Below are 24,867 nucleotides of genomic sequence, written 5' to 3'. Positions count from 1 at the left end.
TTATCGTTCTCCATCAAGGATGTGCTCATCCTGATCTTCAGCGAGAATGTCGGCAGATTTCCCCTTCATTCGTGACCCCAACTTCCTGATGAGCACAAAAAACAGCGGAACAAAAAAGATCGCTAAAAATGTCGCCGCCAACATGCCGCCGAAGACGCCTGTCCCGATGGATTGACGGCTAGCCGCACCCGCACCGGACGCAATGACCAAGGGAACCACGCCTAAGATAAACGCCATAGAGGTCATAATGATCGGCCGGAAACGAAGACGGACGGCCTCTAAGGCTGCCTCCACCAGCGGCATCCCTCCCTCATAGCGATGATTCGCAAATTCGACGATCAGAATCGCATTTCGTGCCGCAAGCCCGATTAAGGTCACTAAGCCGATTTGAAAGTAGATATCATTGCTCAAGCCCCGAATCCAGACGGCGGATAGAGCCCCGAAGAGACCGAACGGCACGGCAAGAATCACGGCAAAAGGCACCGACCAACTTTCATACAACGCGGCAAGCACCAGGAACACCATTAAGAGGCCGAAGGCGAAGGCAAAAATGGACTCGGTGCCGGTCTTCCGTTCCTGATAGGAAATCCCGCTCCAATCGATATCATAGCCCTTGGGAATCAACACCTCTTGAGCCAGTCGTTCCAAGGCATCAAGGGCAGCCCCTGAACTATACCCCGGAGCGGCAGCACCCAGAACGGAGGCGGTATTAAAACCGTTGAAATGCGTCACGGTATCCGGGCCGCTCGTAAATTCCGTACTGACCACCGTATCAAGCGGAATCATCGTCGATCCCTTGGCATTCCGGGCACGTACATAAATTTTCGCAATGTCATCGGGACTCGACCGGAACTCCGGCAACGCTTCGGTCTGCACTCGATAGACCCGTCCAAGTTTAATGAAATCGTTGATGTAGAAATTGCCGAAATACGCTTGCATCGTATCGAACACTTCGGAAATAGGCACACCCAAGGCCTTGGCTCGTTCCCGATCGACGCGGGCATACAAACGCGGCGCGGTGACGCGAAAACTTGTGCCGATCGCACCAATGGCTGGATCTTGTTTCGCCTTGCTCACAAATTGTTGCGTGATGGCGGAAAATTGATTGAAATCTCCACCGCTCGGATCCTGTAATTGTAATGAGAATCCTCCGGTCGTCCCCAATCCACGAATGGAAGGTGCGTTAAACGCCAGGATCAGCGCCTCGGGAATTTCGGCAAACTTTTTGAAGGCATTCCCAATCAGAGATTTAACATGCTGATCCGATTGCGTGCGGTCATCCCAGTGATGCAAGGGCACAAACATCGTCGCCTGATTCGACCCTCGAGTGTTAAAGACAAAGTTTTGCCCGACCAGCGCATCGGTGGAGTGCACTTCGGGAACCGAGAGAAAATAATTTTCAACCTGTTCAATCACTTCAATAGTTCGCTGCTTGGATGCCCCGTCCGGCAATTGCACGACCGAAATAAAATATCCCTGATCTTCATCCGGCAAAAAACTGGACGGCAGAACTTGAAACAGCCCACCGATGACAAAAAGCAGAACCCCAAAGACCGCCAGCGAGAGCACTGCGTGTTTAAGAATCGAGCCAACCGTCCCCACATATCGATTCTGCGTCCAATTAAATCCGTCATTAAATTTCTTCCAAAACCCGGCCTCCCGTTCCTGATCCGGCTTGAGAATCAACGCACAGAGGGCCGGACTGAGTGTCAAGGCCACGATCCCGGAAAGGACCACGGACAGCGTAATGGTGATTGCAAATTGCTGATAGAGTTCGCCGGTAATACCTCCCAGAAACGCCACGGGCAGAAAGACCGCCGCCAGAACCACGACGAGCGCAATGACCGGGCCGGTCACTTCCGTCATGGCCAGCTTCGCGGCTTCCTTTGGTGGATGTCCGTTCTGAATGTGCCGGGCCACATTTTCCACCACCACGATCGCATCATCCACCACAATCCCGATGGCCAAGACCATGCCGAACAAAGTCAGGGTATTAATCGAAAATCCGAGGGCGACCATACCCGCAAACGTGCCGATCAATGAAACGGGGACAGCCACGGCTGGAATTAATGTTGCGCGCCAGCTTTGAAGAAAGAGGTAGACCACCAAAATAACCAGGATCAATGCTTCTCCCAGGGTCTTCACCACTTGTTGAATAGAAACCTCAATGAATCGGGTTGTATCGTACGGGATGTCGTATGAGACTCCAGCCGGAAAAATATTCGTGAGACTCTTCATCTCGTCCTTGATTCGTTTCATGGTTTCAAGGGCATTGGCCCCCGGGGAGAGGAATGTCAGCATAAAGACATTGGGTTTGCCATTCCACCGTCCCTCGAGGTCATAGGATTGTGCCCCCAACTCAACCATAGCCACGTCGCCGAGACGCACCATGGAACCATCCGGATACGCCCGGACAATCATGTCCTCGAATTCTTTGGCCTCGCTCATCCGTCCTTGCGTGATCACGGGAATGGTCAGCTCAGTTCCACTCGGGGCAGGCTCGCGTCCGATCCGGCCAGCCGGAAAATCCCGGTTCTGCTCACGAACCACATTCGCAATATCAGTGGGCGTCACATCCATTTGAGCCATACGAATGGGGTCCAAAATAAGACGCATGGAGTAGTTCTGTCCGCCAAAGATCAACGCATCCCCCACTCCGGGAAGCCGTTTGATGTTATCCACAATCCGCAGAATCGCAAAATTAGAAAGAAAGACCGTATCCTGACGAGGATCACTGGAACTCAACGCCACCACCCCGAGTAGATCGGGAGACACTTTTTTGACGGTGATACCCTGCCGGACAACTTCAGGCGGAAGCTGTGGCTCGGCCAAACGTTGACGGTTTTGAGTTTGGACCTGTGCGATATCGACATCCGTCCCGATTTCAAAGGTCAATCGGATCGTCATATGGCCGTCGTTGGTGCTGGAAGAATCGTAGTACAGGAGATTATCGATCCCGGGGAGTTGCACCTCAATCGGCCTCGCCACGGCTTCGGCCACGACTTCTGCACTGGCACCAGGATAGTCGGCTTCAATTTGGACCACAGGCGGAGTGATTTCCGGAAATTGAGCGATGGGAAGAACCTGGAGAGACACCAGTCCCACCACCACAATCACAATGGAAATGACCGTGGCAAAAATAGGACGGTCAATAAAAAAATGAGAACTCATGAGTTCTCCTGAGTGGCTTCGGGAGGTGTCGGATTCTCATGGCCCGGGGTTTCCGATGTGGCCTCACCATTCCGGAACGGCACTGGATTCACCTGCATACCCGGTTGAATTCGATGAAACCCTTCGACGACGATTCGCTCTCCTGGTTGAAGGCCCTCTTCAATGAGCCAATCGCCGCCACGCCAACCGGTCGCGTCCACTTCGCGCACTTCGATTTTATCGTCGGGGCCAATCACATTCACAAATGTGCCTTTAGGACCCTGTTGAACCGCACGTTGAGGAATCAAAATCGCATCAGTCCGGATATACCCCTTCAGCCGGATGCGGACAAAATGTCCGGGATACAAATAGGATTGACCGGGAGAAAGATCAGCCTCAGGATTGGGGAAGGCAAACCGGCCCTGTAAGGTCCCCGTCTCCGACCGGATGGCCACATCGGCAAAATCCAATTTGCCTTCATGGGGATAGACACTGCCATCAGCGAACGTCATGACTCCGCGCAATTGAAAGAGATCGGGCCTCTCGACTTTGTGGTCCGCCAACTCACGCCGCCGCCGCAACAAATATGTTTCCGGAACGGACATATTGACATACATGGGATCAAGCTGATCGATGGTAGTCATCAGGTCTGTCTGGGCGGACACCAGACGTCCTTCATAAAACCGGCTTTTCGAAATACGTCCACCGATCGGAGCGACGATCAGGGTATTACTCAGGTCAAACCTGGACTTGACCAGATCCCCATGCGCCGCTTCCAAGGAGGCTTTAGCCGCTAACCCTTCCGCCACCGCATCGTCCACGTCCTTTTGACTGACCGCTTGCTCTTTCAGAAGAGGTTTGACTCGAGCAAAATCCTGCTTCGCTTGTACCAGTCTAGCCTCCGCTTGCGTCACCCTGGCTTTGGCACTCAGATAAGCCGCTTTGAAGGGCACGGGGTCAATGAGGTACAGCCGGTCACCTTGCTTGACATTCCTGCCTTCGGTGAAAAAAACTTTCTTAATGATGCCCGTCACCTGTGACCGGATCTCCACAGGCCGAAAGGCCTCGGTTTGTCCGATGAATTCGGGTTCATCGGGGAGATCCTGGATGGTGACCGTCACCACTTCCACCGTCGGCGGTGGAGGAGCCGGAGGGGAGGTATCTCCCTGCCCACATCCTGCAAGAAGAATCAGGAGTAATCCAACACTCCTACGAATCACGGCGCGCCCATTGCCAATGTATACTGAAACGGGTCTGAGTATGGCTGCATTCATCTGGTTGGTTCCCACCAATTCCGTTCTATTCCATTCACAACATTTAAGTCGGAATTTTCAATTTGTGCTGTCCTCTGAATGATTGGCTTATCCATAAGGGTTGTCTTTCCTACATCTTCATTGCAGGGCATCATCTTCTGTAAATGTGTAGACGAAGGTTCACCACTATTATTACAGCCGAACAAAATTTTTCACGCTTTCCTTCCATCAAGAAGCTCGAATATCGGCTTACTCAAGTCGTCCCATTCTTCCCGCACGATAATCGTTCACAGCCTGCACAAGCTCTTCCTCAGTATTCATGACAAAAGGGCCCATGCGGGCGACCGGTTCCGGAATCGGTTCTCCACTCAGCACCAACACCCTTGCCTCCTCCGTGGCCTCAAAATTTACCTTCGTTCCCTGCGGGTCGCAGAGAGCCATTTCGGCCTCCCCGACTTCGTGAGATTTATTCAAGACCAACTTCCCACTAAGGACGAACAGGCCCGTATTATATCCGACCGGAAGACTGAGCTCACCCAGATGTCCGGCAACCAATCTCAGATCATACAGGTGCACAGGCGTGAACGTCTTGGCCGGCCCTTTGAGTCCCTCATATTCACCGGCGATCACACGGAGCACACTGCCTTGTCCCCCAAGATTGGATTGCGGAATGTCTTCATTGAGGACCGTTTGGTAGCGGGGCGCGCCCATTTTTAATGACTTGGGAAGATTGACCCAGAGTTGAATCATCTGCAACGTGCCACCCTCCTTGGCCCAGGCTTGTTCATGAAGTTCTTCATGCACCACACCCGAAGCCGCCGTCATCCATTGCACATCGCCCGGTCCGATAGTTCCTCCGTTTCCGGCTGAATCCCGATGCGCGACTTTTCCCTGATAGACGATGGTCACGGTCTCAAATCCCCGGTGAGGATGTTCCCCGACACCCAGCCGTTGATTCGTAGGAGGGAACGATGCCGGACCCGCATAATCCAAGAGCAGAAAGGGACTGATCTCTTCGGTCAGATTCTGACTTGGAAAGATATTCCGTACCGGAAACCCGTCCCCTACCATATGAGTGGAGCCCGATTTGTAGATTCCTGAAATCGATTTCATCTGCGTCATGGCACCCTCCTTTCCTCAACTGTTTTCTCAGCAAATTATTTCCCAGATCGCGTGATCTCCTCAACGTAGGCCCGGGTCAAACAACCGGAAGAGAGAAAACTCGCGCCCTGCTGAAAGACCCGGTTCAAAAACGATTTCCCTTCCTGATCCAAATATGTCACCCCCCGCAAATCCAGTCGATGGGATCGCCCCGGATTCTCCGCGCATGTCACCTGCCAACACCGCTCAGCTTCGATGACTGTCGGTCCGGCCAATCGCCCCTCCAACTGGAGGGTGATTGTCGTCTCATCTATGCGGGGGGTGACTCTGAGCATAACTTCATTCCTTATCAAAACAGTTGAGAACAGGAGCCCGGGATCTCTTAGGCTGCCATTGTTTTTGAGCGTAAACCTGTCGTGAGCACACATGGTTCAACACATAAGAACCCTTTTACCCGTGATAAAAGTCCTCACGAATAATTTTTCCATCCTTCCAGGTTTGCACGGCCACCTGCTGCATCTTCACCCGATTTCCGCCTTTAAAGGTCAGGTCAAACGTCCATTCCACCGCGGCATGGTCCCCGTCAACGATCGTCCGTCCGACCTGAGCTCCGTGAAATTCCTGAATATTCCCTAAAAACTTTTGTTCATATTCCCGGTTGGCAGCCTTCCCGACTCGTTCTTCTTTTCGATTCTCACTCATGACAACGTTATCAGCATAATACGTGTCAAAGGTCTCCAAAAGCTTTCCGGCCAAAATCCCATCGATCAATGCTTGAACCTGTTGTTGAATACTCATGCTACCTTCTCCTTTCAATAAATAAAATTTACCGTTTACACCTCGAATTGAAACATCGAACAATTCATCAAACATCATTCCTATGATGACCCGATAGGAATGAGCGCCCCATTCAGAGCCTCAGCTTCCTCAGAGGCGAGAAACACAAGCAGTGCGGCAATCGCTTCCGGCTTCACCCATTCGTTGGGATCGGCATCCGGCATGCTGTTGCGGTTAGCAGGGGTATCAATGGTCGCCGGTAATACCCCGTTCACAGTCACGCCTGAACCGGTTAACTCCAGAGCCAGCACCTTGATCAGGGCAAGAAGCCCTGACTTAGAGACAATATAGGCACCCGCACCGGGGAACGGGTCCACAGCGGCACGCGCGGCCATATGCATAATTCGACCAGAGCCTTGCTTGGACATGAAGCGAGTTGCCTCCCTCGACAGCAAAAAGGCCGAGGTCAGGTTGATAGACAACATTTTGGACCAGGTGGACATTTCTGTTTCTGCCAGACGACCCATGGCAAACCCGCCAACAAGATTGATCAAGCAATCAATGCGTGTGGTTTTGCGCACGGCCTCCTTCATCAGTCGATGAACCTCAGCCTCATCGGTGACATCCGCTGAAAGGCCCACTAGCCCTTCCGGAAGCTTCGCTGGAAGTTCCCGGCCCACGACCACCACTTTGGCTCCCGCCTGGGCGAATGCCTCGGTCACCGTCTGGCCTAAGCCACCCAATGCCCCCGTGATCATGACAACTTTTCCGTTAAGGGATATCATCTTTCGGCTCCTTCTTCGTCTCTCTGACTTTTTCTCATACCACAATTCCCCGCCTCAGAAGGTGGCCCCGATCTCTCACCACCCGGCAAGAGACCGAGCCACATCATAGTGAACATCCGACTCGTTACTCGTGAGTCTTCCCTTTGGCATTAATGCTTGTTTCGTCATCCGACGCACGGTGAAGATCGATCACAGTCCCGCCTTCATTCACTTCAACCGTGACCATGGCACCTTCTTCGATGGGCTTGGTTTTGATTTCCAGCCGACCAAGAGGGAAGACCTTTTCCCCATCAGGGGTCTGCAATTTGATCTCTTTATTCATTTTCCCCATGTACACCAATTTCCCCGTATAGAACTGATGTATTCCTTCCTCGCCTTTAGGGTGGGCTTCTATGACAGCATTGTTCTCATCCAGAACCAAGGTTACTTCATCTCCCACCTTGGGGACGGCATGGCCATGACGATGAGAAGCATTTTCGGTCAGAGAATAGTCTCCCGTGGGTGTTTTAACCGTGAGAACACCACCCTTCTCCGTTGTCACGACTCCGGTGACCTGCTTATGTCCATGGCTGACACTCTTAGAGTCTGCGTAACCGATACCGGACATGATAAGAAACATGCCCATCACCGCTGATAACATAATCACGTGAAGATTCATTGTACGGTTCATCACTTCCTCCTTTATGGTTATTGAGAGATCCCTGCTTCTATCCTGACGAAGTTGCCTACTATTCATGTCTTGACTCCTTTCCATAATTATTCATTTTCTAGTCGTACATTTAGATCTGTCACACTTAGGCTGCCGCAGTCCGACGAGTCCCATCAGCGTGCAATGATTCCTGCCGTGCAAGCCACTTTCCAATGACCTGATCGACCGACCATTTGCCGGCGCCCGTCACCATTAACGACAGACCCATGCCAATGACGAGCAGATGATATTCAAATCCCTCACCGGCTTGTTGGCCAAACCAGTTCATAAAAAACCCATTAGACCAGTGCACCGTTGTGATGGCGCCTAACATGATGATGCCTAAACTCGCGGCAGTGAACCGCGTCATGAATCCGGCTGCCATTGCCAGTGCGCCAACCGATTCTCCCATAATGACCAGAAATGCAATCACCCAAGGCAAACCCATTTGCTCAGTAAAGAATCCCATCGTGCCTTCAAACCCGTTTCCTCCATACCATCCCAGCAGCTTCTGAGCGCCGTGAGGAAAAATGACCAAGGCCAGCATCACTCTCAAAATAACCGGCGCCCAACTCTCTTCTGTTTGAAATAATGTTTTCATGGCTTCCTCTCCTTTGTGAATGAATAAATGTGTGTGGTTTGTCATTATTTGTTCTAACGAAAGCTTTGTTGAACTCTTACCTCTTACATATGGCAAGAGCCATTCCACCTTCACAAAAGATCAAAAAAAGACACAAACATTTGAATGAATTGATGTTTCTATCGAAGATGCAAAAGAAAGAGAAGAGGTGTGTCGAATCAAATGTGACGATATGTCGACTCGTGTCGAGGGGGCGACAGACAGACGAACGGAAGATGGTTAGGCAGAAGGGATTTTCATGAAATTCCCGATGCCTTCGCTTCTCTCATTCGGGATGACGGACGGCAGGAGGACAATCCATTGAATAGTTTGGCAAATTCCTCGGGATGCCATGCCTCGGGAATCCCTCCATCGCGGACATTTCCGACAGTAGTCATCGGGAATCCATTTTGGTGTCGTTCCAATTGGACCTCCGCTGACGAACTGAGAGGATGACAGAGGAGGAGACCCTTGGGCATGTCCGAGATTGTTTATTGAGAGTCTTGCTATGAGAGATTGGCAACGACTTCCTTAAGTGCCAAGCAGGCATTTCTCTGGCTGATCATTTACTTCATAAAATCGTGCCTCGATCGCATTTCCTTCAGGATCGAGAAAATAAATGGAGGTTCCTGTTCCCCGCGCTCCCCACCGTTGGACAGGCCCTTCACTGATTGCAATATTATTGTCACGAAGTCGACCGCATAAGTCTTCCCAATCCGTTTTGGTGAGTGCAAGACAAAAGTGGTTCAGATTGCTGAAGCCTGTCCCTGCTGAAATGTTTTGCTCCCATAACTTCTTGGGAAATAAATCGATGACGGTATCACGATTGATCCGCACAGAAGGAAACGGCGCTTTCCCGGCACGATAGTCTTCGAGTCGCTCTGCCGAAAGCATCAAAATTCTGGTATAAAAATCGATCATCGATTCATCATGTTCAATATTCAGGACAATATGATCGAGAAATCCTTGCATTTGCGAATGCTCCATCTTTAAAAGCTGTTGGTACGTACAACACGTTCCCGGATCTGCACAGCCCAAGGACATTTTTTGAGGCGAGAGGGTGAAGGGTAATACGGGCCTGAATACGCCCCTGGTCTCTAGAACGCTGCGTCATTGTGGAAATTCTGTTGGCGCGGTCATTTGCCATCCTTCACCATTGAGAGCCCGCATGTATTCCACCAGATCCTTCTTTTCCTGGTCGGTTAATCCCAAAGGAATAATCAAATTAGACAGATGCGGGTTCTGGATTCCCCCTTGGTCGTAAAAATCGACGACGTCTTCAAGGGTGGCGAAACGCCCGTCATGCATGTACGGAGCGGTCCTGGCAATCTCCCGTAGGGTTGGCGTTTTGAATCCGCCAACGGTCCCCGGATGCTTCTCCACCGAATACCGTCCCAGATCGGCTTTCGCCGTGTCCCAATCGATGCCGAGATTGTGAAATTCTTCGTCGGCGAAATTGAATCCCGAATGGCAGCGTGTGCAGCGGCCCTTGCCCTGAAATACTTGGAGCCCTCGTTTGGCGGACTCGGAGATCGCGTCCTCTTCTCCGCCCATGTCGAATCGATCTGCGGGACTGTTGCCGGACAAAAGAGTCCGTTCAAACGCCGCAATCGCTTTGGCCACCCCATCAATGGTGACATCCGTGCAGAAAACCTGCTGAAATCGCTCCCGGTATCCCTTGATGGCATTGAGCTTCGCCACCTCCGCATCCGTGGACGGCATTCCCATCCGTACCGCCTTTGTGAGGGGATTGACCGCTTGCGCTTCCAACGTGGCCATTTTCCCATGCCAGAGCTGGGCATGGCCGTACAGTCGGTTGACGACGGTCATGCCGTTCCGGGTGGCTACCTGGTTATCGATGCCCATAGAGAGCTTGGTGCCGTCAGTCCAGGCCAGCTCCGGTTTGTGGCAGCTCGCGCAGGACATCGTATTGTCACGTGACAGGCGTGGATCGAAGAATAACAGCTTGCCGAGTTCGACCTTTTCGACCGTCAGCGGATTGTCTGCCGGAATAAATGGCTTGATCTCATCCTCCAGACCGAACGGAATTTTCAATTGATATGGGGTACTGACAACTTTGCACGACTCACGAGGTTGTGCATTGGCAGCGAGAGCCCCTGGCGCTCCAGGAAGAAATAGGACCGTGATGAGGAGAGGACCCAAGCCCCCTCTCCATGGGAGGCGATTGATTGAGAATCGCTGAAACATGATGAACCTCCAGGTTGAATGAAACATGTTTGGCCAGAGCTTTTTTCTTCGAGCAGGAGACCGGGGATAGTCACTCACATGAAAAGTTGGAGAGAATTTGCAGAAAACACACCATATTAGGTCGGGCGGGAGATTCCGAGTTTTTTCATCTTCGAGATCAACGTGGTGCGTTTCATTCCGAGCCGGGCGGCCGTGCCTGTAGAGCCGCCGATTACCCATTTGGTGTCTTGCAGGGCACGGAGAATATGGTCCCGTTCCGCACCTTCTAAGGTCGCACCAGACTGAGTCCCTCGCTGAAGACCGGCTTTGAGGTCTAATAACGGCACAGCCAGTTCGGAACCCTGGGAAAGAATAACCGCGCGCTCAATCAGGTTTTCCAGTTCGCGAATATTCCCCGGCCAGGGATAGCCTTCCAGACGTTCCATCGTCTTGGCAGGAATGGTCTCGATGGGTTTTTTCATCCTGGTGGCATACCGTTGGGCAAAATACCGAACAAGAATCGGGATATCCTCCTGCCGTTCGCGAAGGGGCGGGACTGTGATGGGAAAGACATTCAACCGGTAATACAAGTCACTGCGAAACTCGCCGGCTTCCACCATCTGCATTAAATCGCGGTTGGTGGCCGCGACCAGCCGAACATCCACGCGGATCGTGCGCGTCCCGCCCAATCGTTCAAACTCCTGTTCCTGAAGCACCCGAAGCATCTTGGATTGCAACTCTAATGGCACTTCCCCGATTTCGTCCAAAAAAATGGTTCCGCGATGCGCAAGTTCAAAGCGACCGACTTTTTGAGAAATGGCTCCTGTGAAGGCACCCTTCTCGTGGCCGAACAGTTCGCTTTCCAACAGACCCGTCGGAATAGCCGCACAGTTAATTTTCACAAAGGCCTGGTCTTTTCGCGTGCTGAGTTGGTGGAGAGCTCGGGCAATGAGTTCCTTGCCTGTGCCCGTTTCCCCCAAAATCAGCACGGTCGAATCGGTTGGGGCGACAATTTCCAATTGTTGAAGGACATGCTTTAAGCCCTGACTCTCGCCGACAATCTCCTCGAAGTTGGCTTCAGTCCGGATTTCATCCCGGAGATAGACATTCTCCTTTTCCAGCTTTTCTTTTAATTCGGTAATTTCCCGATAGACAAGGGCATTTTCGAGGGCAATCACCACTTGTCCGGCGACCTGCGTCAGCAGGTCGGCATCCCCCGTGGAAAAGGCTGAAGGACGGGTGCTGCCGACATTCAACGTCCCCAAAACCCGATCGGGCAGCATGAGTGGCACACAGCATCCGAATTTCACACCCTCCGCGATCAACTGTCGGGCGGTGACGGAATGAAATTGCTGCAGATCAGTTTCACGCCAACACACCGTTTTTCGTGATCGAAATGCTTCTCCGGCCGGCGTGTCATCAAGCGCAATGGAATGGCTTCCCCCCAACAAGCCTTTCCCTGAAGGAAAATTCAGCACATGTCGATGAAAGTTCTTCGCATCCGGATTATAGAAATATAAGCTGGTGGCTTCATGCGGAATCACCCGTCGCAAGGACGTGACCATGGTCGAAAACAAATCCCCAAGTTCCAACTTCGACACGATCGCATTGTTCACGTCCAGCAAGACTTGCAGACGATCCCGCTCGCGGCACAATTCCTCTTGATGCAGGACATTGTCCACCGCCACCGCCACTTGCTTGGCGACCTGAAGCAGAAACGTCAATTCCGACTCCTGGTAGGTTCCTTTTTCCACACTCGCGAAGTCGAGTGATCCCAGACGGCGTAAGGAGGTGGTCAGCGGAACCGTGCATAAAGATTGCACGCCGTCTTCGAGCATGAGGGGCAGCACTGCTGGAAACCGGGAGTCTTGAGTCAGGTCGGAAATAATCAATGGGTGCTGGGCCTGCCACACCCAACCACTCGGATGGGCATCCAAAGCCCATTCTTTCCCGCCCTGTATATCCGCAGGAATATTGGCCTGAATAATATAATCCTGGATAGTGTTCCGCTCGGGCTGGTACAGAGCCAAGCCAATGAAACTCAGTGGAACGATACGAGGAAGGCGTTGAGCCAGGTCCTGTATCAGGTTAGTGAGATCCCGGTGAACCGCGATCGCCTCCGAGACCTCGAGAAGAGCCTGATAGGGCGATGACTGATCTCCCAAAACCGGCTGAATGCGTTTATCCATAGGGGTACAGTATCGCCGATTCCCCCTCACAAACAAAAGCCAGGTTGTCTTTTGGGCCCCAGATGCTCAAGGGGCTTTGGAAGGCGAGGCAAATGTGATCCCGATATCCTGTACCTCCCGGTAGGGAAGGAGCCAGACCAACGATTCATCATGCAGATCTCCGACTTGGATTCGATTACCCCAGGGATCCCGGAAATCACATCGAAAATCAGGACGCACCTCCAATCCGTATTTCTTGGTGATTTTTTCCCGAACTTCCTTCACCTGAGCGTCATCCCGGACCATAATGCCAAAATGTTTGGCCCGATCAGGTTGAAGGGTTTTAACTTCAAAGATCGCCAAAAACTGGTGCTCCCCCATTTTGCACCAGACAGCCCCCTCCCCGCCCCGTAGCATTTCAAGGTTGAAGACATCCGCATAAAACTCGACGGCTTTCTGAGCATCGTCAACTTCAATCACGACATGATTAACTCCATAGACTTGTACCGGCATTTTAGTTTCTCCTTTCCATTATTTTTTCGTAATGATGACACGTTCATTGGATGCAGGAACATCTTGCATGATGCTCTCGCCAAATCCGGCATGGCGGAACATGCGGTCATATTCACTGAAGACATAGGCATCCCCGTCAGGAGTCGTGGCCAACATAATCAAGCAGAACTCAGCCATCGGCGCGGGAGAAATACGATCTTCATTAGGAATAAATTCCAGCGTGATCACATATCCCCCCGGTTTGAGGGAACCATGCACCGTTTTCAAAAATGCCTCGCAGGTCGGCACATCGAAGTGATGCAGGAAATTTGTGAGAAGGATCACATCATAGTCTTTCTCGAATTCCACCTCAAAGGCGCTCCCCGGCAATTCATGGAATCGCTTGGAGATCCCGGCTGCTTGAGCATTCTCTCTGGCGACCGTCAATACATTGGGCCAGTCCTGAGCGGTGATGGCCGCCTCTGATAATTTGCGACCGATTTCGATGCCGAACACCCCATGACCGGCTGCCACATCCAGGACTTTGCGGGTATCGGGCGCATTCTCTTTCACCCAGGAAGCAATCCACTCTGCCGGACCTTTCATCAATGGCACCATAGACCGCGCAAAGGTCACCCAATCCGGATGTTCCGGTGCCAAGGTTCCTTTCTCCCCGACCACGGTTCCGCCTTTTCGAACGGCACCAGTGAGCTGTTTAAATCCTTCCACGAGAGGAGATGACAACATAAAATCCAGAGTCGGCCCTAAATAGGCCGGAGAAGTCTTGGTTAAAAATAACTCCGAATCCGGAGTCAACCCGTATTCCTCCCCCTGTTTGGTCAGAAAACCTCCCACAGTCAGATAGTCTCCCAACATTCTCAGGCCTCGTTCAGAACCCCCGCATCGTTGAGCTAAGGCCTTGGGAGTACGGTAGCCTTCCGCGATAGCGGAAAACACATCCAGTTCGATGGCTGATTTCAAGGCCGCCGTCCGCATATGTCCATTGACGGTTTGAAAGAATAATTGAGGTGAAGGTCCTTCGGGTGATTTCATGGTCGTCATGTGTTCTCCTAGTCTTTTGGATTATCTTCTTATGGCTCTTCCGAATTTAGTGTGGGTATACCCCTGAGACAATGCTTAAGTCCTATGCCTACAGCTTCCTCCCCTTTGTAAGGTGAGGTGAAGGTGGCGAAAAAAAGAATCAGCTATGTGCTCATATTATTGGGCCAACAGCCCTCGCGACAAATTGACATCTGGCCTTTCTACCTCCCCTTGTCTTTGTTCCTCTTCGTAACAAAGCCTTACAAAGGAGGGGATTTCCTCGGAAATTCCTGTTGCTCAAACTACCCACACAATTTGCTCAAGAGCTTTCCTATAATAAACGCGTGGGAATTGCCACGACTCCTCGAGTGGCCCTGTGTTTCAACGTCGTAGAGGCCCAGCCGTACGACGAAGAACAACAACTGGGGGAAGATTACAACACCAGGGGCTTGATCGGCGCCAGCACCAATGTCGGGTCACGCTTCCAATCCACCTCCGGTGCATCGACATAGAGTTCCACTTCGTTCCCATCGGGGTCCTGAAGGTAGAGACTTTGGCTGACCGTATGGTCACTCATACCTTCAATGGTGATACCGGCCCGATCGAGATCCTGCTTGGCAGTACGAAGTTCATCCAGGCTATCTCCAACTTTAATGCCAATGTGATAGAGGCCCCGTCTCCTTCCCGAAGGCGGTCCAGGAACATCGCCCACTTCAATTAACAACAGTTCATGATGAGTCCGGCCGGAGGTGAGCGCCGCCGCTTTTCCTCCAAAAATCTGTCCGACTTCCTGGAACCCCACCACATCTCGATAGAACTTCAAAGACTCTTCGAGATTTTTGACGTAAAACACCACATGTCCTAAATATTGCGCTTTCATAATAAATTTTTCCTCCGTCTTTAGAAAAACGAAACGGTTATCAATAAATCCTCATGGCTTTCCACTCCTTGCCTGTTTTCCTAGTCAACTTTGATTAACGCAATGATCGTTCCAGTTTCTTTCTAGAGGCCCTTCAAACACAAATGATGCTCTGGCAAGCCAAATTGCTCTTTGAGCAATCCACGCTCGTGAAAGGAAGAGAAAATTATTGCCGAAATATCGACACAATGACGACATTCCGGCAGTTTGAGAGAACTTGAGGGATGAAACGAAATAGGCCCGGCACCAAAAAGGCAGGAAAGAAAGGACACAAGGCAGCTTGGATTATAGACTAAACGCAGATTCTCCGGGACGGAGAATCTGCGTTCAGATGAGTAGACGAAACCCTCTCTTATTTATCTTTTTGTTCCTTGGACCCGGCGCCGATAGTCTCCAACCCGGCCTGCGCACATGCGGCATCCAGATGACCACCCGGCGCTCCACCCACCCCGATACCACCGACAACCTCTCCCCCAATTTCAATAGGAAGCCCGCCACCAAGAAGAAGCATATTCTCGTTCATATCCCGTAATGCTTGAACCGCCGGCATCTTGGCAATCAACTCGCCCAATTCAGCCGTAGGCCTTTTCAGACTGGCCGAGGTATAGGCCTTCTTGCGACTGCTATCCACGGTATGCGGACCGGCACCATCTTCCCTCAATATCGCCCTCACCACCCCGGCCCGATCGACAACCGCCGCACTCACCCGATATCCATCTTTTGTGCATTGCTCCACCGCCGCACTTGCAGCCTTCGTGGCCAGTGAGAGTGGCAGGACCGCCTCACGCGGCAGCTCGGCCGCCGACACGCCCGCTATGAATAATGCGCTTAGACTGAGGGTAACCATTCCAGAGAGATACCAACCTTTTTCCGATGTACATTGCAGATTTTTTTTGCCGATCATGAAACGCTCCTTTGATAAACATGAGATCATCCATGTGCTGACCTGAAGATTGTCTTGTTCAGGTTGCAACGTTGTCAATATATCTCACACCACTACCGGGCTCCCGCCGATTCCAGGATATTAACAATTCGTGTGAAACCTTTGTTCCTGGCATGTTGCAACGGGCTGATGCCATCCCCATCCGGCAGGTTCACATCGGCACCCGCCCTCATAAGCATTTGTACAATCTCCTGATGTCTGGGCCCCCCGTCGCTCAGGATAATGGCTTCCAATAGGGCGGTCCACCCCAATTGATTCACATGATTGATATCCACCTCGGTCTCTAATAAACGCCTCACCGTTTCCACATGCCCACGCTCACATGCCGGAATCAAGGCCGTTCCCCCGAACCGGTTATAAATTCCAAAATCGGGTTTGGCCTCTAATATCAACTGTAAAATCTCGAGGTACCCTCTCGCTCCGGCTAAGAGCAATGGACTGTCCAGTTGACGATCCTGCGCATTCACATCCGCGCCGGCCTCAATCAACACCTTGGCACTTTCAAGATGGTTGCGATCAACAGCCACGAGTAACGCCGTTTGTCCCTTTCCGTCTTGAGCATGGATGCTGGCACCTTGGTTCAACAGTTGCCGGACCATAGCCACATCATTACGTCCCACAGCCTCGAATAAGGCTTCATTCAGCCCTGTCTTCGGGACCATCTCTTTGGTAAATCCCGGTCCGGCAAATATCAGAAGAAGCGACACCACCACAAGGATTCCCAATCCTTTCATATCTTCGTACATCCCCTTTGTAATTAATTTCGGCTTGGACTCAGGACAGGGAGGGACCAGATAAGACCATCTCTCAATCCGGCAAAGAAAATGAGGAACAAGACAGCCGTATTATCTGAACCATAAAACTCCGGCTTATTACCGCCTCAACACACCGGCCCCAAGATTGAAATACCCGCCATCACCGCACAACCGGTTATTGATCGATTTCATGGTCCCTTTTGGATCGGGTTTTCAACGGAAGAAACAGCTCCAATGGTTTTTCCAGGGCTCGTTTAAATGACTGGAGAAACCGTGCCCCTTGCGCACCATCCAGTGCCCGATGATCACAGGATAGCGTGACTTTCATCCGACGCGACAGTTTGATGGCTCGCCCTCGTGCCACGGGAACAATATTCACCGCGCCTATGGCCAGAGAAGCGGCTTGGGGCGGCATCAGGACGGCGATAAAATTGTCCACCTCATACATGCCAAGATTAGAAATGGAGAATGTAGCCCCGGCATATTCTTCGGGAGTGAGTTGTTGGCTTTTGGCCCGGACAAACAGATCACGAATCTCTTCGGCGACTTGGAGAATATTTTTTCCGGCACAATCCCGTATCACAGGGGTAATGAGTCCCTCCTCCAGAGCCACCGCAATTCCGATATCGATCGTGGCATGTCGACGCAAGGCTTCCCCCATGAATGAAACATTCATCTCGGGATGACGAGCTAACGCGAGCGCGGCCGCTCGAACGAACAAGACCGTTAAACTCAATGGGCCATTGCCCAATTCCTCCATTTGCTTCCGGAGACGCTCGGCCTGATCCATTGCCACTTCTGTTGTGAGATAAAAATGTGGGACAGGGGCCTTACTTGACGTGGTCACCCGAGCGATCGCCTTGCGCATTTGGCTCAGGGGAATGTCTTGGGCTTCTCCCTCAAGGACTTTTGGTGTTTTAACCTGTCCTTGAATATCGGCCTCAACGATCCGGCCTTCCGGACCGCTGCCTTTGATTGTTGACAAATCAATCCCCTTTTCTTTCGCCAAAACCTTGGCTCGAGGCGACACTTTGATCTTTGATTCCGGACTCCTCTCTGCCTTCGTTGCCTGGGTTTCTGTCTTCGCACTGCCGGACTTTTCACCCTTGGTCGGGGTGGATGGTGCCGGCGAAGGTTGAGAGGGCTTTTGCTTTGGAGAAGGAGCCGCAGAATCTTTTTGAGGTTCAGGTGCTGCAGTTTTGTCCTCAGAGGTCTCAGCCAGTGTAGCCTCTATGTCATCGTCCTGTTCTCCAATCACGGCAATGAGCTTCCCGGCTTTCACGGTTTCCCCCTCGGGAACCAGAACTTTCCTCAGCACACCGGACCCAAAGGATTCCAGATCAAGGACCGCTTTGTCCGTTTCAATTTCCGCCAGAATATCCCCTGAGTCGACAGCGTCACCCTCATGTTTTTTCCAAGCCACCACGACCCCTTCTTCCATGGTATCCGTGAGTTTGGGCATGACAACGCGCGTAATCATAGGCCTCTCCTATTTATGGCAGGGGAATTCTTCGAAAGAATCTGTTGTGATGACGTTCTGAGGAACAACCATTTCAAAAATGCGTTGCCGGTTAGAGATTTTTTTTCACCGCCGAGATGACCCGAGCTGCATCTGGAATGGCCAGGTCTTCTAGCGGCCGGGTATACGGCATAGGAACTTCCTCACCGGCGACCCTGACGATAGGCCCATCCAATAAATCAAATCCTTTTGAATAGATGGTCTCAGCAATCTGAGCGCCTAACCCACAAAACTCCCACCCCTCTTCCACAATGACAACACGTCCTGTTTTCTTAACAGATTCCAGGAGGGTATCGGTATCCAGGGGTTTCAATGTCCTCAGGTCGATGACTTCGGCATTGATGCCTTCCTTTGATAGGGCTTCAGCAGCCTCAAGCGCCAGTAGCGCCATCTTGGAATAGGCGACAATGGTCACATCGCTTCCTGTTCGGGTCACAGCGGCCTTTCCAATCGGCAGAGAGTAGTCATGGTCGGGCACTTCGCCTTTGGTGCCATACAGAAGTTGCGCTTCGATAAAAATGACCGGGTTCTCATCACGAATGGCGCTTTTCAATAAACCTTTCGCATCAGAAGGCGTCGCCGGGGCAATCACTTTCAGGCCAGGGACATGGCAAAACCAGGCTTCAAGGCTTTGCGAATGCTGGGCAGCCAACTGATGAGCTGCACTCCCCGGCCCTCGGATCACCATGGGAGCCGACAACTGGCCGCCGGACATATAGCGAACTTTCGCCGCGTTATTCACGATTTGGTCAAGGGCAAGAATGCCGAAATTAAAGGTCATCAATTCGACAATGGGACGCAATCCAGCCATCGCCGCGCCAACAGCCAAACCCGTAAAGCCCGCTTCGGTAATCGGGGTATCCAACACCCGCTCAACGCCGAATTCCTCCACAAAGCCTTTGCTGACCTTAAAGGCCCCTTGGTAATACCCGACTTCTTCTCCGATTAAAAAAACACGAGAATCCCGTTGCATTTCCTCACGCATCGCCTGATTCAGTGCTTCCCTATAGGAGATCAACATGGTTGGCCGTCATTCAAGAATTGTTGATAATCGAGTGTCATAATGAAGGTAACTTAATACCTTTCCGAATTCTTTTTAAGTCCGTGCTCCTCACTCGACCAACACATCCTCATGAAGTGCGCCGGGATCAGGAAAGGGGCTTTCATCGGCAAACTTCACAGATTCGGTCACCGTCTGAATCACCTCTTTATCCATTTGCTTAAAATCGGCCTCATTGGCCAGGCCATCCTGAAGGATCCGGGTTTTGAGGAAAATCAACGGATCTTGCTTCCGTGCTTCTCCAACCTCCTCCTTGGTTCGATAATGGCCATGGGCAGGATCGGACATGGAATGGCCCATGAACCGGTAAGTCGACGCCTCAATAAAGAAAGGCTGAGGGTCCTTTCGCATCTTCTTCACCACACGCGCAGTCAACTCCTTCACCGCCAACACGTCCATCCCATCCACTTGTTCCGATTCAATGCCATGGGCTCTGGCTCGTTCGGCAATATCTTTATACAGCAGCATTTCGCGTTCAACGGGCGTGCCCATTCCGTACCGGTTGTTTTCGCAAATAAAGATAACCGGCAATTTCCATAACGCAGCCAGATTAAAGGCCTCATGAGTATGCCCACTGGGAACCGCCCCATCACCAAAAAAGCAGAGAACCACCCGGTCTTCCTTGCGATAACGTGAAGCAAACGCCAGCCCGACAGCAAGCGGCAAATGCCCACCGACAATGGCATACCCGCCCATGAAATGGCGTTCGACGTCGATGAGATGCATGGAACCACCTTTGCCCTTGCACAGGCCTGTGGCTTTTCCAAACAATTCAGCCATCACCTTTTTAGGATCCGAGCCCTTGGCCAGACAATGTCCGTGGTCCCGATAGGAGGCAATGACATAGTCATCCGGGCGAATGGCATGGATACATCCCACGGCGACCGCTTCCTGGCCGATGTATAAATGAAGGAAGCCGGCGATTTTCGCTAAGGCGTACATCTCGGCGGACTTCTCCTCAAAGCGTCGAATGAGAAGCATATAGCGATACAACGCCAAAAGATCGTTCTTGTTCGAGTTAGGATCCAATTTACTATTCACCATGAGAAGCCCGGATTGATCAACATTGCGTATCGACATTCCCCTTAAGTTCTGTCTCTGGAACGTTAAAGGAACTTAGAAGAACTGTAGCAAGAGATCGCATGCCGATACAATTCTTAAGGTCTTTGTCGCAATTTCATGTTTACCATCCGCAGACCAAAAGCATGTGCGCCCGGATGGCTTTCAAGGTAGGCCAGGCTTGGTGTCAATAATACAGATGAAGACCAATTCCGATCCACTCGGTTTGCTGAGAATAGAATTGACCGTTGGGTGAAGCCCCCTTGTAATACTCCATTAATAATTGCAGCTTGCGGTCGCCGATGCGGGCATTTTCGAATTGAAGCCCAGCCATGAGTGAACGGTTGACCGTCCAATTGCTTCTCTCGTTGACCTGGAAATCTGCATACGCCACCGGGCGAATCTTCCCGCTCAGCAACGTCCAAGGGCTTGTCAGTTCAGCCCCGAATTGGCTGGTGCCGCGCCCGAGCGTGCTGGGATCCCGATTTACCAGAATCCCGCCGCCGCCATACACACGAAACCAGTTGAATAGTTCATAGGACAACTTCAGATCGAATTCTTCATAGGACAAATTGATTCTGTTCGGCTGGTTATTGAGAATGAATTCATCACCAAGATGTGAACTTTGATGATGGACGCGAATGAAGCCGGAAAGCGAACCGGTCCGATAGCTGGCAAGAAGGCCGGCCGTATAATCCGCGTTTACAAGGTCCTTGGACGACGCGTCCAAATCGAATACGCTAAAGACTCCGCCCTGGAAGGCGATTTCCCATTGGCCATTGAATGGCGCAGCATCGCGATAAATCGCGAACGTTTCTCCAAAATTTGCCGAGCCGGTTGTTTTTGGTTCCGAACCTTTTGAAATATCACGGTAGGCCACGGAGAAATGCGGCCAACGCGGGTCGGCATGAAGCGGATCGAAAAGAAGGCCATCGGGAAGAAATTTGGATTCGGGCTCGGGAATTTTTTGGGAAATGACATCCGGCGCAGGAGTGACGGGAATCTCGGAGTTGCCAATGCCCTCTATGATTTCCACACGTGTCACACCTGGAATGGCTTCTAAAGCGGTCTGTACCTTCGTTCGGTCAAGGGTGCCGAGCGAAACGGCATAGACGGTCACGACACCATCTTTCACGTTCAGGGAGGCATTGGTGGCATTGAACTCATGTTGAAGAACTGCGGCAGCATAGCCTGCGATGTAAGAATCTTCCACCGCGATAGCGGGAGGCATCCAGCCCAAGAGAAGACAGAGTAGGACCACGATCACTGTTGTCCTCTTCCGTAATACTCTATGGATACTTATAGACACTGTAGAATCCAGCCCGAGAGAAGCAAGCGTTTGAATCATTAGAATCTGCTCTCCTTGGCGAAACATGGTGGTGTGAAGAACCTGGCTAAAACAAAACCCACGATCGGAGAAATACCCGAAAGTTCTCATAGCTGACACGGCAACCACCCTTTTTGAGCGGTCAGGTTGGGGCTTATCGGCTGGTCTAAACTGAAGAAGCCCTGAACATAAAATAACAGGATGATTGTGTTTGGTTGGACAGACAAAAGGTCATGGCGAGGGGCGTAATTTGGACATTGTCAAATAAGTAAAACACCAGATCTCACGTGCAAGGGACTAATTATTTATTCAACAAAGACGTCTTTGGTCCTATTTGTTTCCAATAAGAAGGCCGGCTGCAGAGTCAGTCCACAGCCGGCCTTCTAAGAGATGCATAAAAGGAATGAGGGTTACTTTTTCATCGGTTCTTTTTTCATCGGCTCCTCTTTCATGGATTGCTTTTCCATTTTACCCATTTTGGCATGTACAAATCCTTTCACCTCTGATGCCAAGGTTGGTTGCCCCAAGGATGACGGGCCCATCACCAGGCCGTCATCCGGCTATTTCACAAGAAGGTCGACAATATCATTCCAGCTTTTCAATGTGCCGATGATCGTCGGCTCTCCGAGTTGAACATTGAAGATATCTTCACGAACCATCCGCAATGCAATAACCAGATCATTGAAATCCACCAGATTATTGGTTTCAAATATGGTGAGAAAATCCACATCCGAGATCCCGGTGGAATGATACAATTTCCGCTTCACCGATTTTAAATAAGCAACGGTGGGAATGGTGTGTTCTTTCATCAGCGCCACACGATCCTCTTTGGACAGGTTCCACCATTCGGCATTTTTGCGAATGGGGATCATAATCGCATAGGTAGACGGATCACCCTCGTATTTCGCCCCTTTGAGTTGTTGAAGCAAATCAGGAAAATCCGGAGCATAATTCAGCTCCTTGGTCACCCCACTGATCGTGTACTCCAAATCCAAATGCCGGCCAAGGCCGGTACTCCGAAGTTGAGTCAGTAATTGCTGGTTGGCCTCCTCCCCGCCTTTCTGTCTTTCCTCCATCGGCAAATCCTTCCAATCTTTATCAACCTCATAAAGGGCAAAGGTCCCAAAAACAGGGGCATCGGCAGCCCAGCTAAAACCCGACAAACCAAAATGCACGACCGTAATGAACACCAAGGATAGTAATACGGGCATATTTTCACTCCTTCTTACCTGAATTTTACTTTTAAACATGGGAATGGCAAAGGTTCGGGTTACGGATGACCGGATAGATCTCTCTGGAATCCTCCTTCGGAATTGTTGAACGGGAATCACCACGCATGGCGGTCGACGTTAGAGCCGGCACGTGGGAAAAAATAATCTTTTAAGAAAGTTTGAGATGTGGAGAAAGGCCACAGCAGGTAAAGGTAAGGAATACTATAAAAAATGCTCGTACGGAAGGGTCTGCGGAGGGTCTGCTCCGTGACGGTGAAGCGGCCAATGGTCTATCAATAACGCGACTTTCAGACCAGTCGGGACTTTCACGAATCTTCCCTGTGTGACCGAATGACTCCGTTCCCCGTTAAAGAGCACGTTGGGGAAAACCTCAAACAAACGTAGGAAGATAGATGGTTGTCTCTCATTTCTTCCATTCATTACACGACAAAAAAAACGGCCTGCCGAAAGACAGACACTTTCGGCAGACCGCCCAAGACTCAAGGGACGCTGAAGTTCAATTCTTGGGATATTCCCAAGACCAACTTAGGAAGGCGTCTTATTTACCAATACTGTCAATCTTTTCGTTAGCCGTTTCCTGCGTTTCATTTACTTTTCCCTTGGCCCCGTCCTTGAATTGATCCATCATGCCACCGGCTTCTTTTTTCGTGGCATCCTGGGCTTCAATCGCATGCTCTTTTGCATGTTCCGTCATATCCATGCCCGCATGAGCATCAGCTGAAGTCTCCGGTGGCTTTTCGGCTGCACCCTTTAAGGTATCCGTCATTCCTGCGGAGGACACTCCGGCTAAACCCACCACAAACAATACGGAAAGGACTGCAGATAGTACCTGCTTCATAAAAAACCTCCTTAAGGAAGAACGTGAATGAGAGGGAAAAATTACTCTGCACCTTTCCTCAAACTGAAGTCAATTAGCTGGGATATGGACCTTGTCTATCGACGAAACCGTTTCCCGCCACCATACCCTCGACCAACATACCCAAAAGCATAAGGCGGATAAGGCCAATACGAACCCCAATAACCGCCCCAATATGGATAAGGCCCCCAATTGGGACGATACCCATACCCGTTTCGGGGAATCAGTGGCCACACTTTCAACGCCTGAATGGCAAGAACAGGATAGACTTTTTCTTCTTCATCCACTTTCCTGGAGGCCTGCCCGGTGACTTCTCCTATCATTGTTAAGCGAGTGCCTTGGGGAAGTGTGGCCGGATCAAGAAAAGTCTTCTGAGTGGCAATGAAACGGCCTTTGGATTCGGTCCGGTCCCATTCTGGAACAGAATCGTTGTCTAAAGGGATTTGAAGCACCGTCACTTCGGTCCGGTCCATGAAACGTTTCGCGGATAACACCACCCCGCCCACCTTCACAATCTGGCCTGTATGGGCGGAGGAATCTTGGACCACCTGGGAAAACGATATGCCGGTCGTCACCTGCGCTTCCTGGTTTGTGGAAAAAGGGGATGAGGAAAATGTCGCGCACCCACTCAGGCCAACCGACAGAACCGCCAGATGAATGATCCATACTCCAATCTTCATAGATTCCACTCTCACCCCCTGGTCGCATTATACCCCCTATCCCGGGCCTTTGAAGAGGAAAAAACGGCATGAAAAGCTTTTCAGCCCGATTGAGGAGATTCCGTATCATTTAGTTTCTTCAGAGGCCCCCGAGAAATCACAGGACACATGTGGTCCATTCACGAATCGCATACACCTATGATCGGTTGGTTCTTTAACTTGTGATTTCCCTTGTTCCAGGTTACATTTCACGTATAACTATCCAATGACCTCTACA

General features: G+C 51.2%; 23 protein-coding genes. All 23 read right to left on the bottom strand.

What is annotated here, in order from left to right; translation table 11 throughout:
* Positions 1-3,171, bottom strand: coding sequence for a multidrug efflux RND transporter permease subunit (locus PJI16_11230; GenBank protein MDT3778128.1), 3,171 nt, complete (start codon positions 3,169-3,171; stop codon positions 1-3).
* A complete protein-coding gene (locus PJI16_11225; protein ID MDT3778127.1) occupies positions 3,168-4,424 on the bottom strand; it encodes an efflux RND transporter periplasmic adaptor subunit in 1,257 nt (418 codons plus the stop codon). The genes PJI16_11230 and PJI16_11225 overlap by 4 nt, the downstream gene beginning before the upstream one ends.
* A gap of 228 nt (positions 4,425-4,652) precedes the next feature.
* A complete protein-coding gene (locus PJI16_11220; protein ID MDT3778126.1) occupies positions 4,653-5,516 on the bottom strand; it encodes a pirin family protein in 864 nt (287 codons plus the stop codon).
* A 44-nt stretch (positions 5,517-5,560) separates the two neighbouring features.
* Positions 5,561-5,839, bottom strand: coding sequence for a hypothetical protein (locus tag PJI16_11215; protein MDT3778125.1), 279 nt, complete (start codon positions 5,837-5,839; stop codon positions 5,561-5,563).
* Between the two features lie 115 nt (positions 5,840-5,954).
* On the bottom strand, positions 5,955-6,302 hold the full coding sequence (locus PJI16_11210) for a nuclear transport factor 2 family protein (GenBank protein ID MDT3778124.1): 348 nt from the start codon (positions 6,300-6,302) through the stop codon (positions 5,955-5,957).
* Between the two features lie 80 nt (positions 6,303-6,382).
* The gene (locus PJI16_11205; protein MDT3778123.1) at positions 6,383-7,066 is read right to left on the bottom strand and encodes an SDR family NAD(P)-dependent oxidoreductase; all 684 of its coding nucleotides are present in this window, start codon (positions 7,064-7,066) and stop codon (positions 6,383-6,385) included.
* A 124-nt stretch (positions 7,067-7,190) separates the two neighbouring features.
* Positions 7,191-7,736, bottom strand: coding sequence for a hypothetical protein (locus tag PJI16_11200; GenBank protein ID MDT3778122.1), 546 nt, complete (start codon positions 7,734-7,736; stop codon positions 7,191-7,193).
* A 124-nt stretch (positions 7,737-7,860) separates the two neighbouring features.
* The gene (locus PJI16_11195) at positions 7,861-8,355 is read right to left on the bottom strand and encodes a DoxX family protein (protein MDT3778121.1); all 495 of its coding nucleotides are present in this window, start codon (positions 8,353-8,355) and stop codon (positions 7,861-7,863) included.
* A gap of 549 nt (positions 8,356-8,904) precedes the next feature.
* On the bottom strand, positions 8,905-9,345 hold the full coding sequence (locus tag PJI16_11190; GenBank protein ID MDT3778120.1) for a VOC family protein: 441 nt from the start codon (positions 9,343-9,345) through the stop codon (positions 8,905-8,907).
* A gap of 138 nt (positions 9,346-9,483) precedes the next feature.
* Complete coding sequence (locus PJI16_11185) at positions 9,484-10,581, bottom strand: cytochrome c peroxidase (protein MDT3778119.1); 1,098 nt, start codon at positions 10,579-10,581, stop codon at positions 9,484-9,486.
* Between the two features lie 116 nt (positions 10,582-10,697).
* Complete coding sequence (locus PJI16_11180; GenBank protein MDT3778118.1) at positions 10,698-12,749, bottom strand: sigma 54-interacting transcriptional regulator; 2,052 nt, start codon at positions 12,747-12,749, stop codon at positions 10,698-10,700.
* Positions 12,750-12,815: 66 nt separating this feature from the next.
* Complete coding sequence (locus PJI16_11175) at positions 12,816-13,241, bottom strand: VOC family protein (protein ID MDT3778117.1); 426 nt, start codon at positions 13,239-13,241, stop codon at positions 12,816-12,818.
* 18 nt (positions 13,242-13,259) lie between these two features.
* Complete coding sequence (locus PJI16_11170) at positions 13,260-14,282, bottom strand: class I SAM-dependent methyltransferase (GenBank protein ID MDT3778116.1); 1,023 nt, start codon at positions 14,280-14,282, stop codon at positions 13,260-13,262.
* Between the two features lie 412 nt (positions 14,283-14,694).
* Complete coding sequence (locus PJI16_11165; GenBank protein MDT3778115.1) at positions 14,695-15,141, bottom strand: VOC family protein; 447 nt, start codon at positions 15,139-15,141, stop codon at positions 14,695-14,697.
* Positions 15,142-15,532: 391 nt separating this feature from the next.
* The gene (locus PJI16_11160) at positions 15,533-16,027 is read right to left on the bottom strand and encodes a heme-binding protein (protein ID MDT3778114.1); all 495 of its coding nucleotides are present in this window, start codon (positions 16,025-16,027) and stop codon (positions 15,533-15,535) included.
* A 149-nt stretch (positions 16,028-16,176) separates the two neighbouring features.
* Complete coding sequence (locus tag PJI16_11155; GenBank protein MDT3778113.1) at positions 16,177-16,857, bottom strand: ankyrin repeat domain-containing protein; 681 nt, start codon at positions 16,855-16,857, stop codon at positions 16,177-16,179.
* Between the two features lie 196 nt (positions 16,858-17,053).
* Positions 17,054-18,358, bottom strand: a complete 1,305-nt coding sequence (locus tag PJI16_11150; GenBank protein ID MDT3778112.1) for a dihydrolipoamide acetyltransferase family protein — start codon at positions 18,356-18,358, stop codon at positions 17,054-17,056.
* Between the two features lie 91 nt (positions 18,359-18,449).
* A complete protein-coding gene (locus PJI16_11145; protein MDT3778111.1) occupies positions 18,450-19,418 on the bottom strand; it encodes a pyruvate dehydrogenase complex E1 component subunit beta in 969 nt (322 codons plus the stop codon).
* Positions 19,419-19,508: 90 nt separating this feature from the next.
* Entirely contained in the window at positions 19,509-20,537 is a 1,029-nt protein-coding gene (gene pdhA, locus PJI16_11140; protein MDT3778110.1) for a pyruvate dehydrogenase (acetyl-transferring) E1 component subunit alpha, read from the bottom strand.
* Between the two features lie 166 nt (positions 20,538-20,703).
* On the bottom strand, positions 20,704-21,864 hold the full coding sequence (locus tag PJI16_11135) for a DUF1207 domain-containing protein (GenBank protein MDT3778109.1): 1,161 nt from the start codon (positions 21,862-21,864) through the stop codon (positions 20,704-20,706).
* 539 nt (positions 21,865-22,403) lie between these two features.
* Positions 22,404-23,054, bottom strand: a complete 651-nt coding sequence (locus tag PJI16_11130) for a chlorite dismutase family protein (protein ID MDT3778108.1) — start codon at positions 23,052-23,054, stop codon at positions 22,404-22,406.
* A 559-nt stretch (positions 23,055-23,613) separates the two neighbouring features.
* Positions 23,614-23,913 (bottom strand): hypothetical protein, encoded by a 300-nt coding sequence (locus PJI16_11125; GenBank protein MDT3778107.1) that lies wholly within the window; start codon positions 23,911-23,913, stop codon positions 23,614-23,616.
* Positions 23,914-24,008: 95 nt separating this feature from the next.
* Complete coding sequence (locus tag PJI16_11120) at positions 24,009-24,611, bottom strand: Slp family lipoprotein (protein MDT3778106.1); 603 nt, start codon at positions 24,609-24,611, stop codon at positions 24,009-24,011.
* Positions 24,612-24,867: the final 256 nt, after the last annotated feature.

Origin of the sequence: Nitrospira sp. MA-1, from assembly GCA_032139905.1 — a bacterium.
GTDB lineage: Bacteria > Nitrospirota > Nitrospiria > Nitrospirales > UBA8639 > Nitrospira_E.
The sequence above is the reverse complement of the archived record's forward strand: the minus strand, read 5'-3'. Positions and strand labels throughout refer to the sequence as shown.

Coding starts and splice junctions, on each gene's coding strand:
- PJI16_11230 (MDT3778128.1), bottom strand. CDS start 3,171: ATGAGTTCTCATTTTTTTATTGACCGTCCTATTTTTGCCACGGTCATT.
- PJI16_11225 (MDT3778127.1), bottom strand. CDS start 4,424: ATGAATGCAGCCATACTCAGACCCGTTTCAGTATACATTGGCAATGGG.
- PJI16_11220 (MDT3778126.1), bottom strand. CDS start 5,516: ATGAAATCGATTTCAGGAATCTACAAATCGGGCTCCACTCATATGGTA.
- PJI16_11215 (MDT3778125.1), bottom strand. CDS start 5,839: ATGCTCAGAGTCACCCCCCGCATAGATGAGACGACAATCACCCTCCAG.
- PJI16_11210 (MDT3778124.1), bottom strand. CDS start 6,302: ATGAGTATTCAACAACAGGTTCAAGCATTGATCGATGGGATTTTGGCC.
- PJI16_11205 (MDT3778123.1), bottom strand. CDS start 7,066: ATGATATCCCTTAACGGAAAAGTTGTCATGATCACGGGGGCATTGGGT.
- PJI16_11200 (MDT3778122.1), bottom strand. CDS start 7,736: ATGAACCGTACAATGAATCTTCACGTGATTATGTTATCAGCGGTGATG.
- PJI16_11195 (MDT3778121.1), bottom strand. CDS start 8,355: ATGAAAACATTATTTCAAACAGAAGAGAGTTGGGCGCCGGTTATTTTG.
- PJI16_11190 (MDT3778120.1), bottom strand. CDS start 9,345: ATGCAAGGATTTCTCGATCATATTGTCCTGAATATTGAACATGATGAA.
- PJI16_11185 (MDT3778119.1), bottom strand. CDS start 10,581: ATGTTTCAGCGATTCTCAATCAATCGCCTCCCATGGAGAGGGGGCTTG.
- PJI16_11180 (MDT3778118.1), bottom strand. CDS start 12,749: ATGGATAAACGCATTCAGCCGGTTTTGGGAGATCAGTCATCGCCCTAT.
- PJI16_11175 (MDT3778117.1), bottom strand. CDS start 13,241: ATGCCGGTACAAGTCTATGGAGTTAATCATGTCGTGATTGAAGTTGAC.
- PJI16_11170 (MDT3778116.1), bottom strand. CDS start 14,282: ATGACGACCATGAAATCACCCGAAGGACCTTCACCTCAATTATTCTTT.
- PJI16_11165 (MDT3778115.1), bottom strand. CDS start 15,141: ATGAAAGCGCAATATTTAGGACATGTGGTGTTTTACGTCAAAAATCTC.
- PJI16_11160 (MDT3778114.1), bottom strand. CDS start 16,027: ATGGTTACCCTCAGTCTAAGCGCATTATTCATAGCGGGCGTGTCGGCG.
- PJI16_11155 (MDT3778113.1), bottom strand. CDS start 16,857: ATGAAAGGATTGGGAATCCTTGTGGTGGTGTCGCTTCTTCTGATATTT.
- PJI16_11150 (MDT3778112.1), bottom strand. CDS start 18,358: ATGATTACGCGCGTTGTCATGCCCAAACTCACGGATACCATGGAAGAA.
- PJI16_11145 (MDT3778111.1), bottom strand. CDS start 19,418: ATGTTGATCTCCTATAGGGAAGCACTGAATCAGGCGATGCGTGAGGAA.
- pdhA (MDT3778110.1), bottom strand. CDS start 20,537: ATGTCGATACGCAATGTTGATCAATCCGGGCTTCTCATGGTGAATAGT.
- PJI16_11135 (MDT3778109.1), bottom strand. CDS start 21,864: ATGATTCAAACGCTTGCTTCTCTCGGGCTGGATTCTACAGTGTCTATA.
- PJI16_11130 (MDT3778108.1), bottom strand. CDS start 23,054: ATGCCCGTATTACTATCCTTGGTGTTCATTACGGTCGTGCATTTTGGT.
- PJI16_11125 (MDT3778107.1), bottom strand. CDS start 23,913: ATGAAGCAGGTACTATCTGCAGTCCTTTCCGTATTGTTTGTGGTGGGT.
- PJI16_11120 (MDT3778106.1), bottom strand. CDS start 24,611: ATGAAGATTGGAGTATGGATCATTCATCTGGCGGTTCTGTCGGTTGGC.